Below are 14953 nucleotides of genomic sequence, written 5' to 3'. Positions count from 1 at the left end.
TTTGGCTGGAGTCAGCCCATGACGCACTCGACCGTACGACTGCGCAGGGGCGCCGTGACCGCCATAGCGGTAGGGACGCTCATGGTGCCGTTCGCGGGCGGGGCCGCCTCAGGTGCGCCGGCCTCCGCCACCGCCGCCGCCACAGCCTCCGCCACCGCCGTCGAGCCGCCCACGCCGTCCGATTCCGCGTCGGCTTCCACGGGTGATTTCCGCACCCTCACTCCTGCCGTGACGAAGCAGGTCGACGAGGCCGTGCGGCGGGTCATGCGCGAGGCGAACGTGCCCGGGGTGACCGTGGGCCTGTGGACGTCCGACCAGGGGCAGCACGTACGGTCGTTCGGGGTCGCGGACAAGAGCGGCGGCGAGCGGATGTCGCCGGACCTGTACATGCGGATCGGCAGCGAGACCAAGACGTTCACCGTGACGGCGCTGCTGGAGCTGGTGGACGAGCACAAGGTGGGCCTGGACGATCCGATCGGCAAGTACGTCGACGGTGTGCCCAACGGCGACAAGATCACCCTGCGCGAGCTGGCCGGGATGCGCAGCGGGCTCTTCAACTACACCGAGGACGACGGCTTCTTCAAGGCGCTGACGTCCGACCCGCGGCGCCCGTTCACGCCGCAGCAGCTGCTCGACTACGCCTTCAAGCACCCTGTGCTGTTCCCGCCGGGCGAGAAGTTCTCCTACTGCAACACCAACCTCATCCTGCTCGGCCTGGTCGTCGAGAAGGCAGGCGGCCGGCCGCTCGGAGACTTCATACGGCAGAACGTCCTGGAGCCGGCCGGCATGAACCACACGTCCCTCCCGGCCGACGCGGCTTTCCCGAACCCGCACGCGCAGGGATACACGGACCAGACCGCGACCGGCGAGGTCGAGAACGCGACCGACTGGAACCCCTCCTGGGGTTGGGCGGCCGGCGCGATGATCTCCGACCTGGACGATCTGCGCACATGGGCGCGCACGGTGGCCACGGGCATCCTGCCCGACGGTGACAGCCTGATCAGTCCCGTCACGCAGAAGCAACGGCTCAACACGCCCCCCACCACGATCCCGGGGGCCGGATACGGCCTCGGCATCTTCAACGTCCAGGGCTGGATCGGGCACAACGGCTCACTGCCGGGCTACGAGTCCCTGACCATCTATCTCCCGTCGGCGCAGGCAACCCTCGTCGTGCTGCTGAACACCGACATCAACCACGCCGGCACCGAGCCCAGCACACTCTTCGGCGAGGCGATCACGAAGATCGTCACCCCGGGGCACGTCTTCAACCTGCCCGCACAGCCCGCAGCCAGGTGAGAAGCCGGCCCGGGATTCCAGCTACGCGCGGGCCCCGTCGTAGCGCTCCCGTGCCACCAGTACCTCGTCCATGCGGCCCTCCACGAACCGGATGAGCGTCAGCAGGCGCTCGGCGACGTCGCGACCGAGCGGGGTGAGCGAGTAGTCGACGCGTGGCGGGTTCGTGGCCTGGGCGTCGCGGTGCACCAGACCGTCGCGCTCCAGCGCGTGCAGCGTCTGGGACAGCATCTTCTCGCTGACGCCGTCGACACGGCGGCGCAACTCGTTGAAGCGGAACGAGCCGTCGTGCAGCGCGCCCAGCGTGAGCGCGCCCCAGCGGCCGGTGACGTGCTCCAGCGTGCCCCGGGACGGGCAGCTGCGGGCGAACACGTCGTACGCGAGACCCGGACAGTCGCCGTTCTCGATGCCCTGGGCGGGCTGCGCGATGGGTTCCATGACATGAGCATACTCCGAGACAGCGCTAACCAGGAGGTTGCACTAACTGCAAGTTAGTGCTTTCCTTTGGTTATCGCTAGCGAGCAGCGGTTCCCGTGAAGTGCTGCTCGATCCGCTGTCAAGGAGTCCCCATCGTGACCACGCCCGTCGTTTCCATCGCCTTCCACTCCGGCCACGGCCACACCGCCGTCCTCGCCGAGGCCGTACGCAGCGGTGCCGTCGAGGCCGGCGCCCAGGCGCACCTGATCAACGTCGACGAGATCACCGAGGAGCAGTGGGCGGTCCTCGACGCCTCGGACGCGATCGTCTTCGGCTCGCCCACCTACATGGGCACCGCGTCCGGCGCCTTCCACGTCTTCGCCGAGGCGTCCTCGAAGCGGTGGTTCGGGCAGGACTGGAAGGACAAGCTGGCCGCCGGCTTCACCAACTCCGGCTCCAAGAGCGGCGACAAGCTGCACACGCTCCAGTTCTTCCAGATCCTGGCGGCGCAGCACGGCATGAACTGGATCAACCTCGGCCTGCACCCGGGCTGGAACAGCAGCACGGCCGCCGAGACCGACCTGAACCGTCTCGGTGTGTTCGCCGGCGCCGCCGCCCAGACGAACATCGACGAGGGCCCCGAGGCCGTCCACAAGGCCGACATCGCCACCGCCGAGCACCTCGGCCGCCGGGTGGCGGAGGCGGCGCGGGTGTTCGCGCTGGGGCGTGCGGCGGCGTAGCTGACGAACGTTCGTCAGGTAAGCCGCTCCAGTTAGCTGACGAACGTTCGTCAGCTAACTGGAGCGGCGGTGTTTGGCGTACGAACGTTCGTTGGCCGCCGCAACCTGGGCCGGCCACCAACCGCCGGCCGGGACCGGCACGTCGGCCCGCCGCGCTTACGAACGTTCGTCAGCTGACTCAGTACCCGAAGTCCTGCGTCCACCAAGGGCCGCCCGCGCCGAAGTGCACTCCCACGCCCAGCGTCTTGAAGTCGCAGTTCAGTATGTTCGCGCGGTGGCCGGGGCTGTTCATCCACGACTCCATCACGGCCTCGGCGGTGGCCTGGCCGCGGGCTATGTTCTCGCCGCCGAGGCCGGTGACACCTGCCGTCGCCGCGCGGTCCCAGGGGTCGTTGCCGCCGGGGTCGGTGTGGTCGAAGAAGTCACGCGCGGCCATGTCCTCGCTGAAGGCCGTCGCCAGCTGCGACAGTGCGCTGTTCGCCGCCACCGGGCTGCAGCCCGCGGTGGCCCGCTCCTCGTTGACTAGCTTGAGCACCTCGGCCGCGACCGCGGTCTCGGTGGACACCGTCACCGAGGCGCTGGCCTCCGGAGCCTTCGGTGCCTTGCTCGGCGGAGTGGCCGTCCTGGACTGGGTCGCCGTCGGGGCGGGCTTCTTCGAGGGAGTCGTCGTCGACGGCTTCTTCGACGGAGTCGAAGGGGCGGCGGACGGCGAGGCCGAGCGGTCGGAGCCGCGGCTCGTGGACGTGGACTCGCGGTCGTCCGCGGTGCCGTTCGTGCCGCCCTGCTGGGTCTCGAAGCCCGAGGGGGAACCGCCGGCCTGCACCGAGTCGGAGTCGCCGACCGTGTATTTGCCGCCGCCCGGCAGTACTCCGGCGGCCACCGCCACCGTGCCCAGGGCGACGGCCGCGGAGACGCCGAGCAGCCCGGTGCGCACGGGCGTCGCGACCTTCTTCTTACGGTGGGAACGCTGTTCGCGCTCGGCCTCGAGAACCGCGGCGAAGCCGTACAGGTTCTCCGGGCCGTAGCTCTCGGTGCTGTCGCCGCGAGGCTTGGTGACCTCGCTGGTGCGGCCGGTGGCGGCGCGGCCGGCGGCGGAGCGTCGGTGGCGTCCCATGTTCTGGCCTTCCTCGTCCTTGCGGTCAACGTCCTCACAGAACTCACACCATCGGGTGAGTTTCATATGAGATTCATTGGGTCGGGACGGTACAGCATGGCGCCAGGGGAGGATGTGCCCCTTGGGACATTGGCCGGTTAGCGTGCACCCATGAACGAGGACGTGAGGCTCGTCGCGTGGGTGCGCGGACGTGTGCAAGGTGTGGGTTTCCGCTGGTTCACGCGGGCCAAGGCCTTGGAGATCGGCGGGCTGAGTGGTTTTGCTCTCAATTTGGACGACGGACGGGTGCAGGTCGTCGCGGAGGGTGCGCGCGAGGGTTGCCAGGGGCTGCTCGACTGGCTCCAGGGGGACGACACGCCCGGGCGGGTGGACGGTGTCACAGAGATGTGGGACACACCCCGCGGCAGCTACGACGGCTTCTTGATCCGCTGACGGTCCTGCCGGCAAGAGCCCAGGCGAAAGCGGTATGTCATGCCACCGGCATATGCCTGAAGCAGAAATGGCCTGGTGGTTGCCAAGAACCGCTTGTCGTGGCAGGCTCCCCAGGTAAGGATCATCTCCACGCCCTCAGGGCCCGCAGAAGTCGCAGACGCCGCCCCGTGCAGGCCGCGCAGCAGCGGGTAGCCCGTCAATACAGGGTGTGATCGTGTTGACCGTCAAACTTTTTGGTGAGACGCTGAAAGCCCCGCGCACCTTAGCTGTTTGGCATGGTTGAACGACAGCAAGAACTCAAGAGTGCCAAGCATCGCGGGTGCGAATCCCTCACGACCACCCCGCTTCGGTCGGTCACTCATTGTGGAGGACCATCCATCATGGCAAAGGCGCTTCTCGGTTACGTCGGCGGCTCCGACCCGCGACTCATCGCCGAGATGCGACGGCTCCAGCAGCGCGTACAGGACCTCGAATCCGAGCTCGTACGGATTCAGGCCGAGAACGACGCGCTCGCGGCTGCCGCTTCTCACGACTCGCTTCTGGAGAGCATCGACGCACACCAGGCGGAGCCTGCGCTCACCTGATCACTGCATCGGCACCATGACAGCAGTGGTTGGGCGGCCCGTATCAACCGCTAAGTTGTCAGATCTGCAAGGGACGCCTCCTCGGCGTCCCTTCTTTCTTTCCCCCGCGCACCCCCACTTCCTTTAACGGATGGTGTGCCCTGCACGTTCAGGGGCGAAACCGCGCGTTCATGGAGTGAGACCGGAGCGAAAGGTAGAGTCCGGCGGCGTGCACCTCAAGGCTCTGACCCTGCGCGGGTTCAAATCGTTCGCCTCGGCGACCACGCTGCGGTTCGAGCCGGGCATCACCTGTGTCGTGGGCCCCAACGGCTCGGGCAAGTCCAATGTCGTGGACGCCCTGAGCTGGGTCATGGGCGAGCAGGGGGCGAAGTCGCTGCGCGGCGGCAAGATGGAGGACGTCATCTTCGCCGGCACCACCGGGCGTCCGCCGCTGGGCCGCGCCGAGGTGTCCCTCACGATCGACAACTCGGACGGCGCGCTGCCCATCGAGTACGCCGAGGTCACCATCACGCGGATCATGTTCCGCAACGGCGGCAGCGAGTACCAGATCAACGGCGACACCTGCCGTCTCCTCGACATCCAGGAGCTGTTGTCCGACTCCGGCATCGGCCGCGAGATGCATGTCATCGTCGGCCAGGGCCAGCTCGACTCCGTACTCCACGCCGACCCCATGGGCCGCCGCGCCTTCATCGAGGAGGCCGCGGGCGTTCTCAAGCACCGCAAGCGCAAGGAGAAGGCGCTGCGGAAGCTGGACGCGATGCGGGCCAATCTCGCGCGGGTGCAGGACCTGACGGACGAGCTGCGCCGCCAGCTCAAGCCGCTCGGGCGGCAGGCCGCCGTCGCCCGCAGGGCCGCCGTCATCCAGGCCGACCTGCGCGACGCCCGGCTGCGACTGCTCGCCGACGACCTCGTACGCCTGCGGGTGGCGCTCCAGACGGAGGTCGCCGACGAGGCCGCGCTGAAGGAGCGCAAGGAGGCCGCCGAGGCCGAGCTGAAGAGGGCCTTGCAGCGCGAGGCCCTCCTGGAGGACGAGGTGCGGCAGCTGACGCCGCGTCTCCAGCGGGCCCAGCAGACCTGGTACGAGCTGTCGCAGCTCGCCGAGCGAGTGCGCGGCACCGTCTCCCTGGCGGACGCGCGCGTGAAGAGCGCCACCTCCGTGCCCGCGGAGGAGCGCCGTGGCCGCGACCCCGAGGACATGGAGCGCGAGGCCGCACGGGTCCGGGAACAGGAGGCGGAGCTCGAAGCGGCCCTGGAGGCGGCCGAGCGGGCCCTTGAGGACACGGTCGAGCACCGGGCCGAGCTGGAGCGGGAACTGGCGGTCGAGGAGCGGCGCCTGAAGGACGTGGCGCGTGCCATCGCCGACCGGCGCGAGGGGCTGGCCCGCCTCAACGGGCAGGTCAACGCGGCCCGTTCCCGGGCGGCCTCCGCCCAGGCCGAGATCGACCGGCTCGCGTCCGCGCGGGACGAGGCGCAGGAGCGCGCGGTCGCGGCGCAGGAGGAGTACGAGCAGCTCAAGGACGAGGTCGACGGGCTGGACGCGGGCGACGCGGACCTGGCGGAGCGGCACGAGGCGGCGAAGCTCGCCCTGTCCGAAGCGGAGTCCGCCCTGACGGCGGCCCGTGAAGCGGTCACGGCGGCGGAACGCAGGCGCGCGGCGACGGCGGCCCGGCGCGAGGCGCTGGCGCTCGGCCTGCGCCGCAAGGACGGTACGGGCGCGCTGTTGGGGGCGAAGGATCGCCTCGGCGGCCTGCTGGGACCGGCCGCCGAACTGCTGTCGGTGACTCCGGGCTACGAGGTTCCGCTCGCCGCGGCGTTCGGCGTCGCCGCGGACGCCATCGCGGTGTCGACACCGGCTTCGGCGGCCGAGGCGATCCGCCTGTTGCGCAAACAGGACGCGGGCCGGGCGGCGCTGCTGCTGGGCGGCGCCCCCGACGACGTACCCGCGCCGGAACCGGAACACGCCCGGCGGCCGGGTGCCGCGCACACCGACGTACCCCCTGCGGAGCACCGCGGCGGTCCGCCGTACGCGGCCGATCTCGTCCGTGGCCCCGCCGAACTGATGCCCGCCGTACGGCGTCTGTTGCGCGGCATCGTCGTCGTCGGCACCCTCGAGGACGCCGAGGACCTCGTGTACGCGCGGCCCGGGCTGACCGCCGTCACCGCCGAAGGCGACCTGCTCGGTGCGCACTTCGCGCACGGCGGGTCCGCCGGGGCGCCGAGTCTGCTCGAGGTGCAGGCGTCCGTCGACGAGGCCGCGGCCGAGCTGGAAGAGCTCGCCGTGCGGTGCGAGGAGCTGACCGGGGCGCAGCGCCTGGCCGCCGAGCGGCGCACGGAACGGGCGGCGCTGGTAGAGGAGTTGGGGGAGCGGCGGCGCTCCGCCGAGCGGGAGAAGTCCGCCGTCGCCCAGCAGCTCGGGCGGCTGGCCGGGCAGGCGCGGGGCGCGGCAGGCGAGGCCGAACGCACCGCCGCCGCCGTCGCGCGGGCGCAGGAGGCGCTCGACCGCGCCGTACAGGAGGCCGAGGAACTGGCCGAACGGCTCGCCGTGGCCGAGGAGATGCCCGTCGAGGAGGAGCCGGACACCTCCGTACGCGACCGGCTCGCCGCCGACGGGGCCAACGCGCGGCAGACCGAGATGGAGGCCCGCCTCCAGGTGCGTACGCACGAGGAACGGGTCAAGGGGCTCGCCGGGCGGGCCGACTCGCTCGACCGGGCCGCCCGCGCCGAACGCGAGGCACGCGCGCGTGCCGAGCAGCGGCGGGCGCGGCTCAGACACGAGGCGGCCGTCGCCGAGGCCGTCGCCTCCGGTGCGCGCCAGCTGCTCACGCACGTCGAGGTCTCCCTCGGCCGGGCCGACAAGGAGCGCACCGCCGCCGAGGCCGCCAAGGCGCGCCGGGAGCAGGAACTCGCCGCCGCCCGCGGCACCGGCCGCGACCTGAAGGCGGAGCTGGACAAGCTCACGGATTCCGTTCACCGTGGCGAGGTTCTCGGCGCCGAGAAGCGGCTGCGCATCGAGCAGCTGGAGTCGAAGGCGCTGGAGGAACTCGGTGTGGAACCGGCGGGGCTCGTGGCGGACTACGGCCCCGATCAGCTCGTGCCGCCCTCGCCCGCGGCCGAGGGCGAGGAACTCCCCGACGACCCGGAGCACCCGCGCAACCGGCCCCGGCCGTTCGCGCGGGCGGAGCAGGAGAAGCGGCTCAAGTCAGCCGAACGGGCGTACCAGCAGCTGGGAAAGGTCAACCCGCTCGCGCTGGAGGAGTTCGCCGCGCTGGAGGAGCGCCACCAGTTCCTCAGCGAGCAGCTGGAGGACCTCAAGAAGACCCGTGCCGACCTGCTTCAGGTGGTGAAAGAGGTCGACGAGCGCGTCGAACAGGTCTTCACCGAGGCGTACCGGGACACCGCACGGGAGTTCGAAGGAGTCTTCGGCCGGTTGTTCCCGGGCGGTGAGGGGCGGCTGATCCTGACCGATCCCGACAACATGCTCACCACGGGCGTGGACGTCGAGGCGCGGCCCCCGGGCAAGAAGGTCAAGCGGCTGAGTCTGCTCTCCGGCGGGGAGAGGTCTCTCACCGCCGTCGCCCTCCTTGTGTCGATCTTCAAGGCGCGGCCCAGCCCGTTCTATGTGATGGACGAGGTCGAGGCGGCGCTCGACGACACCAACCTGCAGCGGCTGATCCGGATCATGCAGGAGCTCCAGGAGGCCTCGCAGCTGATCGTGATCACGCACCAGAAGCGCACGATGGAGGTCGCCGACGCGCTCTACGGCGTCTCCATGCAGGGTGACGGGGTGTCGAAGGTCATCAGCCAGCGGCTGCGCTGACACGCCGCGGCTTGTCTTCCGGTCCTCGGGGTAGGCGGATCCTGTCCATGGGTTGAGTTCAAGTCTTGAAGGTAAGTGCAACTCTGAGTCGTTAAAACTCACAGCGGACCCCCTATTGACTTCGTTACTTGAAGGCATAGTCTCTGCAACGTTGCTTTTACCTTCAGGTGGTGGGCGGCGTGAAGTTGTGCGCCACTGGAACCATGACTGAAGGGCTCGCCCCCACCCCCGGCAGCGAGGCCGGTGGCCCGAGGAGTTTTACGTGACCAGCACAGCGCAGGCGCCCGGAGCCCGGGAAGCTCATCCCGAGCATCTCGGCCATGTCATCTTCATCGCGGCGGCGGCCGCGATGGGCGGCTTCCTCTTCGGTTACGACAGTGCCGTGATCAACGGCGCCGTCGAGGCCATCCGGAGCAAGTACGACATCGGTTCCGCGACCCTGGCCCAGGTCATCGCCATCGCGCTGATCGGCTGCGCCGTCGGCGCCGCGACCGCGGGCCGCATAGCCGACCGCATCGGCCGCATCCGGTGCATGCAGATCGCCGCCGTGCTGTTCACCGCCAGCGCCATCGGCTCGGCGCTGCCCTTCGCGCTGTGGGACCTCGCGTTCTGGCGCGTCATCGGCGGCTTCGCCATCGGTATGGCCTCCGTGATCGGCCCCGCCTACATCGCCGAGGTCGCCCCGGCCGCGTACCGCGGCCGTCTCGGCTCCTTCCAGCAGGCCGCGATCGTCATCGGCATCGCCATCTCGCAGCTGGTCAACTGGGCCATCCTGAACGCCGCCGGCGGCGACCAGCGCGGCAAGCTGCTGGGCCTCGAAGCCTGGCAGGTCATGCTCGGCGTCATGGTCGTCCCGGCCGTCCTCTACGGTCTGCTCTCCTTCGCGATCCCCGAGTCGCCGCGCTATCTGATCGAAGCGGGCAAGGACGCGCGCGCCCGTGAGGTGCTCGAAGAGGTCGAGGGCAAGGAGATCGACCTCGACGCCCGCGTGGAGGAGATCAGGCTCGCCATGTACCGCGAGGAGAAGCCGAGCTTCAAGGACCTGCTCGGCGGCACCTTCTTCTTCAAGCCGATCGTCTGGGTCGGTATCGGACTCTCGGTCTTCCAGCAGTTCGTCGGCATCAACGTGGCGTTCTACTACTCGGCGACGCTGTGGCAGTCGGTCGGCGTCGACCCGACGGACTCGTTCCTCTACTCGTTCACCACGTCGATCATCAACATCATCGGCACCGTGATCGCCATGATCTTCGTCGACAGGGTCGGCCGCAAGCCGCTCGCGATCATCGGCTCCGTGGGTATGGTCATCGGTCTCGCGCTGGAGGCCTGGGCCTTCTCGTACGACCTCGTCGACGGCAAGCTGCCGGCCACCCAGGGCTGGGTGGCCCTGATCGCCGCCCACGTGTTCGTCCTCTTCTTCGCCCTCTCCTGGGGCGTCGTGGTCTGGGTCTTCCTCGGCGAGATGTTCCCGAACAGGATCCGTGCCGCCGCGCTCGGTGTGGCCGCGTCGGCCCAGTGGATCGCCAACTGGGCGATCACCGCGAGCTTCCCGTCCCTGGCCGACTGGAGCCTCTCCGGCACGTACATCATCTACACGGTGTTCGCCGCGCTCTCCATCCCCTTCGTGCTCAAGTTCGTGAAGGAGACCAAGGGCAAGGCGCTGGAGGAGATGGGCTGACCCCCCTCCCTCCCCGAAGCTCGGGGAGAAGGGCCAAGTCCCCGCTGCCCCTCTCCTCGTACTCGTAAGAGACGTACCGCCCCGGCTCAGCCCTCGAGGTCCTTGAGCCGGGGCAGTACGTTTTCGCAGAACAGGTGCAGGCTGCGCCAGCCCTCGTCGACGGGCATCCCGCCGGACAGCGGATGCAGGACATGGTTGTCCAGGCCCTGGGCCACGCACTCGTCGGGCGTGAGGATCCGGTAGACACCCTCGGCGCGCAGCTCGTCGACCGTGGTGGCGGCCGACTTCACCGCCGAGCGAATCTCCGCGGACTGCCAGGAGGCGTACGTCCGTGCCTCGTGCAGGAAGTACTCGCCGTACTCGGCCCACGTCCGGTCCGGGTCCTCGGCGATGTGCAGCAGCGGGGTCACGGCCGACGGCATCATGGTCCAGCCCTCGGTGCCGTACTCGATGAGCCGGTCCTTGTAGTACGCCTCCAGCTCCGGCAGATGCGCGCTGGGGAAGAAGGGGAGGCCGAGGCGGGCGGCACGGCGGGCCGCGGCCTTCGAGGAGCCGCCGACCAGCAGGAGCGGGTGCGGATCCGAGAACGGGCGCGGGGTGACCCGTACCGTACGGCCCCGGTACTCGAACTCCTCACCGGTCCACGCCTTCAGCACGGTCTCCAGAAGCTCGTCCTGGAGCCTGCCGCGCCTCTTCCAGTCGACGTCGAAGAGGGCGTACTCCTCGGGCCGGTAGCCGATCCCCGCCACCGTGATGAGCCGGCCGCCGCTGAGCAGGTCGAGCACGGAGATGTCCTCGGCCAGTCGCAGCGGGTCGTGCAGGGGGCCGATGACCGCCGAGACGGTGACCGCGATGTGCCGGGTCGCACCGAAGACCGCGCCCGCGAAGGCGAACGGCGAGGGCAGCCAGTTGTTGGCGACGCCGTGGTGCTCCTCGGTCTGCACGGTGGTGATCCCGCGGTCGTCGGCGTACGCGGCCATCTCGAGCGCCGCCCGGTAGCGGGCGCTGAGCGAGGCGGGCGTCGCGCCGGGCTCGACGAGGTTGAAACGTACGACCGTCACGGGCATGGGAGCCCCCCTTCGTGTGTGGAGGGGGACGGTAGCTGACGGTGCGTCAGACAGCCAGGGGTGCGGGCTCTTCCGTGGCGGGAGCCGGCGTCCGCGGGAGCGCGGGCTTGGGCAGGGCGACGTACAGCAGGAAGGACACCACGACCGTGGCCACCCAGCCGAGCCCGTACTCGCCGACCGGGTTGCCGCTCGCCAGCGGGCCGGTGAACCAGTCGGACGTCGTGAACAGCAGCCCGGTGCCCAGGCCGACCGCCCACGCGGCGACCGCGGCCGGGCTGAAGCCGCCCCGGTACCAGTAGGCGCTGGTGCGCGTGGTGTCGAGCAGGGCCCCGGCGTCGTACTCACGGCGCCGCAGCATGTCCGCGCCGAACACGCCGACCCAGGCCGAGAACGCGACCGCGAGCAGCGACAGGAAGGCGATGAAGGACCCCATGAAGGAGGTCGCCACCAGCATCAGGACACCGCCGAAGACCAGCGAGATCACCGCGTTGACGGAGACCGCCCAGTGCCGCGGCACCCGGAAGCCGAGGGTCTGCGCGGTGAAGCCCGCCGAGTACATCGACATGGCGTTGATCAGCAGCATGCCGACCAGGGCGATGAGCAGGTACGGCACCGCGATCCACAACGGCAGGATCTCGCCGAGGAAGGACACCGGGTCGGCCGCCGAGGCCAGATCGGGCGTGGAGACCGCCATGACCGCACCCATCAGGACCATGGGCAGGACGACGACGCCGGCGCCGCCGACCGTGTTGCGCACGATCGCCACAGACGACGCCGTACGCGGCAGATAGCGCGTGAAGTCGGGGGAGGAGGGAGCCCAGCTGATGCCGCCCGCGGCGATCACGCCGACACCGGTGATCATCAGGGGCGTGGGGCCCGCCGCCTGCCCGAAGACCTTGCCCCAGTCGGTGTCGACGACCAGATGGCCGAGTACGAGCACGGAGAAGCCGGCGAAGAGGTAGGACGCCCACCGGTTGCACCTGCGCACCGCGTTGATCCCGAGGCCGGAGATCACGAAGGTGGTGACGACGAAGAGCAGCAGTGTCACGATGATCAGGAACGTGTTGCTCCTGATGCCGAAGAGGATGTTCAGGACGGTGAGCAGCGCATAGGCGCCGGTCACCGCGTTGATCGTCTCCCAGCCCCAGCGGGCGATCCAGATCAGCGCGCCGGGGAGCAGGTTGCCGCGCTGGCCGAAGACCGCGCGGGACAGGGCCATGCCGGGCGCGCCACCGCGCTTGCCGGCGATACCCATGAGGCCGACCAGCCCGTACGACACGACCGGCGCCGCGACGCCGACCACGAGGGCCTGCCAGAAGTTCAGTCCGTACGAGACGGCCAGCCCCGCCCCCATGCTGAGGAGCAGAACGCTGATATTGGCGGCGACCCAGGTGGGGAGGAGTTCCCGGGTGCGGGCGGTGCGCTCGGAGTGGGGGACGGGGTCTAGGCCTCGGGTTTCGAGGCCGTGGGACTCGCCGTGCGTTTCGAGGGCGCCATCGTTCGATGCGGTGGTGCTCATGGGGCGACATCGTACGTTAATCCGAGTACATCACTAAAACGGCCTATGTCCCTCGGCGGAACGCGCAAGCTCGGCCGGTTCGAGGCCCATGGCCGATACTGGACGCGTTATGGAAACCGTCATCCTTGCTGTAGTCATCGCCGTGGTCGTGCTCGGCGCGCTCGGTGGGCTCGTCATCGGCAGTCGCCGCAAGAAGCCGCTGCCCCCGGCGCCCCCCACGACGCCCGACATCACCGCCCCTCCGGCCGAGCCGCATGTCGGCGACGAGGCCGAGCAGCCGCGCGACGAACCGCGCAGAACGATCGAGGAGGTTGATCTCCCGGACAAGTCGGCGGCGGCGCCGGTCGCCGTCGAAGAGGCACCCGTCGTCGAAGTCCCGGCGATCGAGGTCCCGGAGCCGACCGCGGGACGCCTGGTGCGGCTGCGCACCCGGCTCTCCCGCTCGCAGAACGCGCTCGGCAAGGGGCTGCTCACGCTCCTGTCGCGCGAGCACCTCGACGAGGACACCTGGGAGGAGATCGAGGACACGCTGCTCACCGCCGACGTCGGCGTGCAGCCCACCCAGGAGCTGGTCGAGCGGCTGCGCGAGCGGGTGAAGGTGCTCGGCACCCGTACGCCCCAGGAGCTGCGCGGCCTGCTGCGCGAAGAGCTGCTCCAGCTCCTCGTCCCCGAGTTCGACCGCGAGGTCAGGACCGACTCCAACCTCGACACCCCCGGGATCGTGATGGTCGTCGGTGTCAACGGCACCGGCAAGACCACCACCACCGGCAAGCTCGCCCGGGTGCTCGTCGCCGACGGCAAGCATGTGGTGCTCGGCGCCGCCGACACCTTCCGTGCCGCCGCCGCCGACCAGCTGCAGACCTGGGGTGAGCGCGTCGGCGCCCGCACCGTGCGCGGACCCGAGGGCGGCGACCCGGCGTCGATCGCCTTCGACGCCGTCAAGGAGGGCATCGAGGAGGGCGCCGACGTCGTCCTCATCGACACCGCGGGGCGGCTGCACACCAAGACCGGGCTCATGGACGAGCTGGGCAAGGTCAAGCGCGTCGTCGAGAAGCACGCCCCGCTCGACGAGGTACTGCTCGTCCTCGACGCCACCACCGGGCAGAACGGCCTGGTCCAGGCACGTGTCTTCGCCGAGGTCGTCAATATCACCGGCATCGTGCTCACCAAGCTGGACGGCACCGCCAAGGGCGGCATCGTCATCGCCGTGCAGCGCGAGCTGGGGGTGCCGGTCAAACTGATCGGGCTCGGCGAGGGCGCGGACGACCTGGCGCCGTTCGAGCCGGAGGCGTTTGTTGACGCTCTTGTCGGAGAGTGACCCACTTACGAAACCTGGTAAGTGGTCGAAGAAGCGCCCGCCCCCGAGTTGCGGTTGGGGACGGGCGCTTCGTCTGCGCGCGCGTGGCGCTACGCGCGCGATCGATGCGCCACGTAGGCCAGCGTCCCCAGGAGCAGCCGCGCGGCGGGCGGGTTCGTCGCCGAGTCGAGCGCGGGGGAGCGCAGCCAGCGCACCGGCCCGAGACCGCCGAGGTCGGAGGGCGGGGCCGTGATGTACGTACCGGGGCCCAGGGCGCGCAGGTCGAGGGAGGTGTCGTCCCAGGCCATCCGGTAGAGCAACTCGGGGAGTTCGGCCGCCGCGCCCGGGGCGACGAAGAAGTGGGCGCGGCCGTCCGGAGTCGCGGTCACCGGGCCGAGCGGGAGCCCCATGCGCTCCAGCCGGACCAGGGCGTGCCGTCCGGCGGCCTCGGCGACCTCGATCACGTCGAACGCGCGGCCGACCGGCAGCAGCACGGCGGCGCCGGGGACCTCGGCCCAGGCCTCGGTCACCTCGTCGAGCGTCGCGCCGGCGGGCAGGGGAGTGGCGAAGTCCAGCGGATGTGCGCCGGGCCGGACGCACTCCGCCCTGCCGCAGGAGCACGCGCCCGCCGCGGCCCGGGCGCCGGCGACGACGTCCCAGCCCCACAGTCCGGTGTACTCGGCCACGGCGGTGCACTCCGACGAGCGGCCACGGCGCCGGGCGCCGGGTCGAATTTCGCGGATTCCGCGCGTACCGCCGATCGTGAAGCCCATACCCCCTCCAACGGGTCCAGCGCGCCGGTGGTTACGAGACGGAAGCGGATCGTGACGCGGCGTTACCGACCTCCTCGGTCGCCGCATGCTCCGGGCGGCGCCCTGTGGTGCTCCGGGTAGTGCGCTCGGTGGCGCACGCCTCTTTGTGCACCGCTTCACCCACTTCCGGCCGTCCACTGTCAAGTGAATCGCGTACGAGTCGCCGGGAGTTCATCCGAAGGGGTG

General features: G+C 70.1%; 12 protein-coding genes. 7 read left to right on the top strand and 5 right to left on the bottom strand.

Going from position 1 to position 14953, the window contains the following annotated elements; all coding sequences use genetic code 11:
* Window positions 1-18: 18 nt before the first annotated feature.
* The gene (locus SAVERM_RS13865) at window positions 19-1296 is read left to right on the top strand and encodes a serine hydrolase domain-containing protein (protein WP_037649733.1); all 1278 of its coding nucleotides are present in this window, start codon (window positions 19-21) and stop codon (window positions 1294-1296) included.
* Window positions 1297-1317: 21 nt separating this feature from the next.
* Here the strand turns inward: SAVERM_RS13865 and SAVERM_RS13860 are convergent, their stop codons facing one another.
* Window positions 1318-1731: a winged helix-turn-helix transcriptional regulator gene (locus tag SAVERM_RS13860; protein ID WP_010984096.1), complete on the bottom strand. Its 414-nt coding sequence runs from the start codon at window positions 1729-1731 to the stop codon at window positions 1318-1320.
* Between the two features lie 134 nt (window positions 1732-1865).
* On the opposite strand from SAVERM_RS13860, the gene SAVERM_RS13855 reads away from it, so the two are divergent.
* The gene (locus SAVERM_RS13855; RefSeq protein ID WP_037649732.1) at window positions 1866-2450 is read left to right on the top strand and encodes a flavodoxin family protein; all 585 of its coding nucleotides are present in this window, start codon (window positions 1866-1868) and stop codon (window positions 2448-2450) included.
* Window positions 2451-2628: 178 nt separating this feature from the next.
* Here SAVERM_RS13855 and SAVERM_RS13850 read toward each other — a convergent pair whose 3' ends face one another.
* Window positions 2629-3564, bottom strand: coding sequence for a CAP domain-containing protein (locus tag SAVERM_RS13850; protein ID WP_010984094.1), 936 nt, complete (start codon window positions 3562-3564; stop codon window positions 2629-2631).
* Between the two features lie 150 nt (window positions 3565-3714).
* On the opposite strand from SAVERM_RS13850, the gene SAVERM_RS13845 reads away from it, so the two are divergent.
* The 4 genes from SAVERM_RS13845 (at window position 3715) to SAVERM_RS13830 (ending at window position 10072) form a co-directional block, all read left to right on the top strand.
* The gene (locus SAVERM_RS13845; protein WP_010984093.1) at window positions 3715-3996 is read left to right on the top strand and encodes an acylphosphatase; all 282 of its coding nucleotides are present in this window, start codon (window positions 3715-3717) and stop codon (window positions 3994-3996) included.
* Between the two features lie 380 nt (window positions 3997-4376).
* Window positions 4377-4580: a hypothetical protein gene (locus tag SAVERM_RS13840; RefSeq protein ID WP_037649730.1), complete on the top strand. Its 204-nt coding sequence runs from the start codon at window positions 4377-4379 to the stop codon at window positions 4578-4580.
* A gap of 208 nt (window positions 4581-4788) precedes the next feature.
* Entirely contained in the window at window positions 4789-8397 is a 3609-nt protein-coding gene (smc, locus tag SAVERM_RS13835; RefSeq protein WP_010984092.1) for a chromosome segregation protein SMC, read from the top strand.
* A 262-nt stretch (window positions 8398-8659) separates the two neighbouring features.
* The gene (locus tag SAVERM_RS13830; protein WP_010984091.1) at window positions 8660-10072 is read left to right on the top strand and encodes a sugar porter family MFS transporter; all 1413 of its coding nucleotides are present in this window, start codon (window positions 8660-8662) and stop codon (window positions 10070-10072) included.
* An 86-nt stretch (window positions 10073-10158) separates the two neighbouring features.
* On the opposite strand, the gene SAVERM_RS13825 is transcribed toward SAVERM_RS13830, so the two are convergent.
* A complete protein-coding gene (locus tag SAVERM_RS13825; protein ID WP_010984090.1) occupies window positions 10159-11139 on the bottom strand; it encodes an LLM class flavin-dependent oxidoreductase in 981 nt (326 codons plus the stop codon).
* 46 nt (window positions 11140-11185) lie between these two features.
* Window positions 11186-12658 carry a cytosine permease gene (locus SAVERM_RS13820; protein WP_010984089.1) on the bottom strand — a complete coding sequence of 491 codons (1473 nt, stop codon included), beginning with the start codon at window positions 12656-12658 and terminating at the stop codon, window positions 11186-11188.
* A 109-nt stretch (window positions 12659-12767) separates the two neighbouring features.
* Between SAVERM_RS13820 and ftsY the strand changes: the two genes are divergently transcribed.
* Entirely contained in the window at window positions 12768-13976 is a 1209-nt protein-coding gene (gene ftsY, locus SAVERM_RS13815) for a signal recognition particle-docking protein FtsY (protein WP_037649727.1), read from the top strand.
* A gap of 89 nt (window positions 13977-14065) precedes the next feature.
* Here the strand turns inward: ftsY and SAVERM_RS13810 are convergent, their stop codons facing one another.
* On the bottom strand, window positions 14066-14728 hold the full coding sequence (locus SAVERM_RS13810; RefSeq protein WP_010984087.1) for a bifunctional DNA primase/polymerase: 663 nt from the start codon (window positions 14726-14728) through the stop codon (window positions 14066-14068).
* Window positions 14729-14953 lie beyond the last annotated feature (225 nt).

The organism is Streptomyces avermitilis MA-4680 = NBRC 14893, from assembly GCF_000009765.2.
GTDB classification, from domain to species: Bacteria; Actinomycetota; Actinomycetes; order Streptomycetales; family Streptomycetaceae; genus Streptomyces; species Streptomyces avermitilis.
This window is presented reverse-complemented; position numbering and strand designations above follow the sequence as displayed.

Coding starts and splice junctions, on each gene's coding strand:
- SAVERM_RS13865 (WP_037649733.1), top strand. CDS start 19: ATGACGCACTCGACCGTACGACTGCGCAGGGGCGCCGTGACCGCCATA.
- SAVERM_RS13860 (WP_010984096.1), bottom strand. CDS start 1,731: ATGGAACCCATCGCGCAGCCCGCCCAGGGCATCGAGAACGGCGACTGT.
- SAVERM_RS13850 (WP_010984094.1), bottom strand. CDS start 3,564: ATGGGACGCCACCGACGCTCCGCCGCCGGCCGCGCCGCCACCGGCCGC.
- SAVERM_RS13845 (WP_010984093.1), top strand. CDS start 3,715: ATGAACGAGGACGTGAGGCTCGTCGCGTGGGTGCGCGGACGTGTGCAA.
- SAVERM_RS13840 (WP_037649730.1), top strand. CDS start 4,377: ATGGCAAAGGCGCTTCTCGGTTACGTCGGCGGCTCCGACCCGCGACTC.
- SAVERM_RS13825 (WP_010984090.1), bottom strand. CDS start 11,139: ATGCCCGTGACGGTCGTACGTTTCAACCTCGTCGAGCCCGGCGCGACG.
- SAVERM_RS13820 (WP_010984089.1), bottom strand. CDS start 12,658: ATGAGCACCACCGCATCGAACGATGGCGCCCTCGAAACGCACGGCGAG.
- ftsY (WP_037649727.1), top strand. CDS start 12,768: ATGGAAACCGTCATCCTTGCTGTAGTCATCGCCGTGGTCGTGCTCGGC.
- SAVERM_RS13810 (WP_010984087.1), bottom strand. CDS start 14,728: ATGGGCTTCACGATCGGCGGTACGCGCGGAATCCGCGAAATTCGACCC.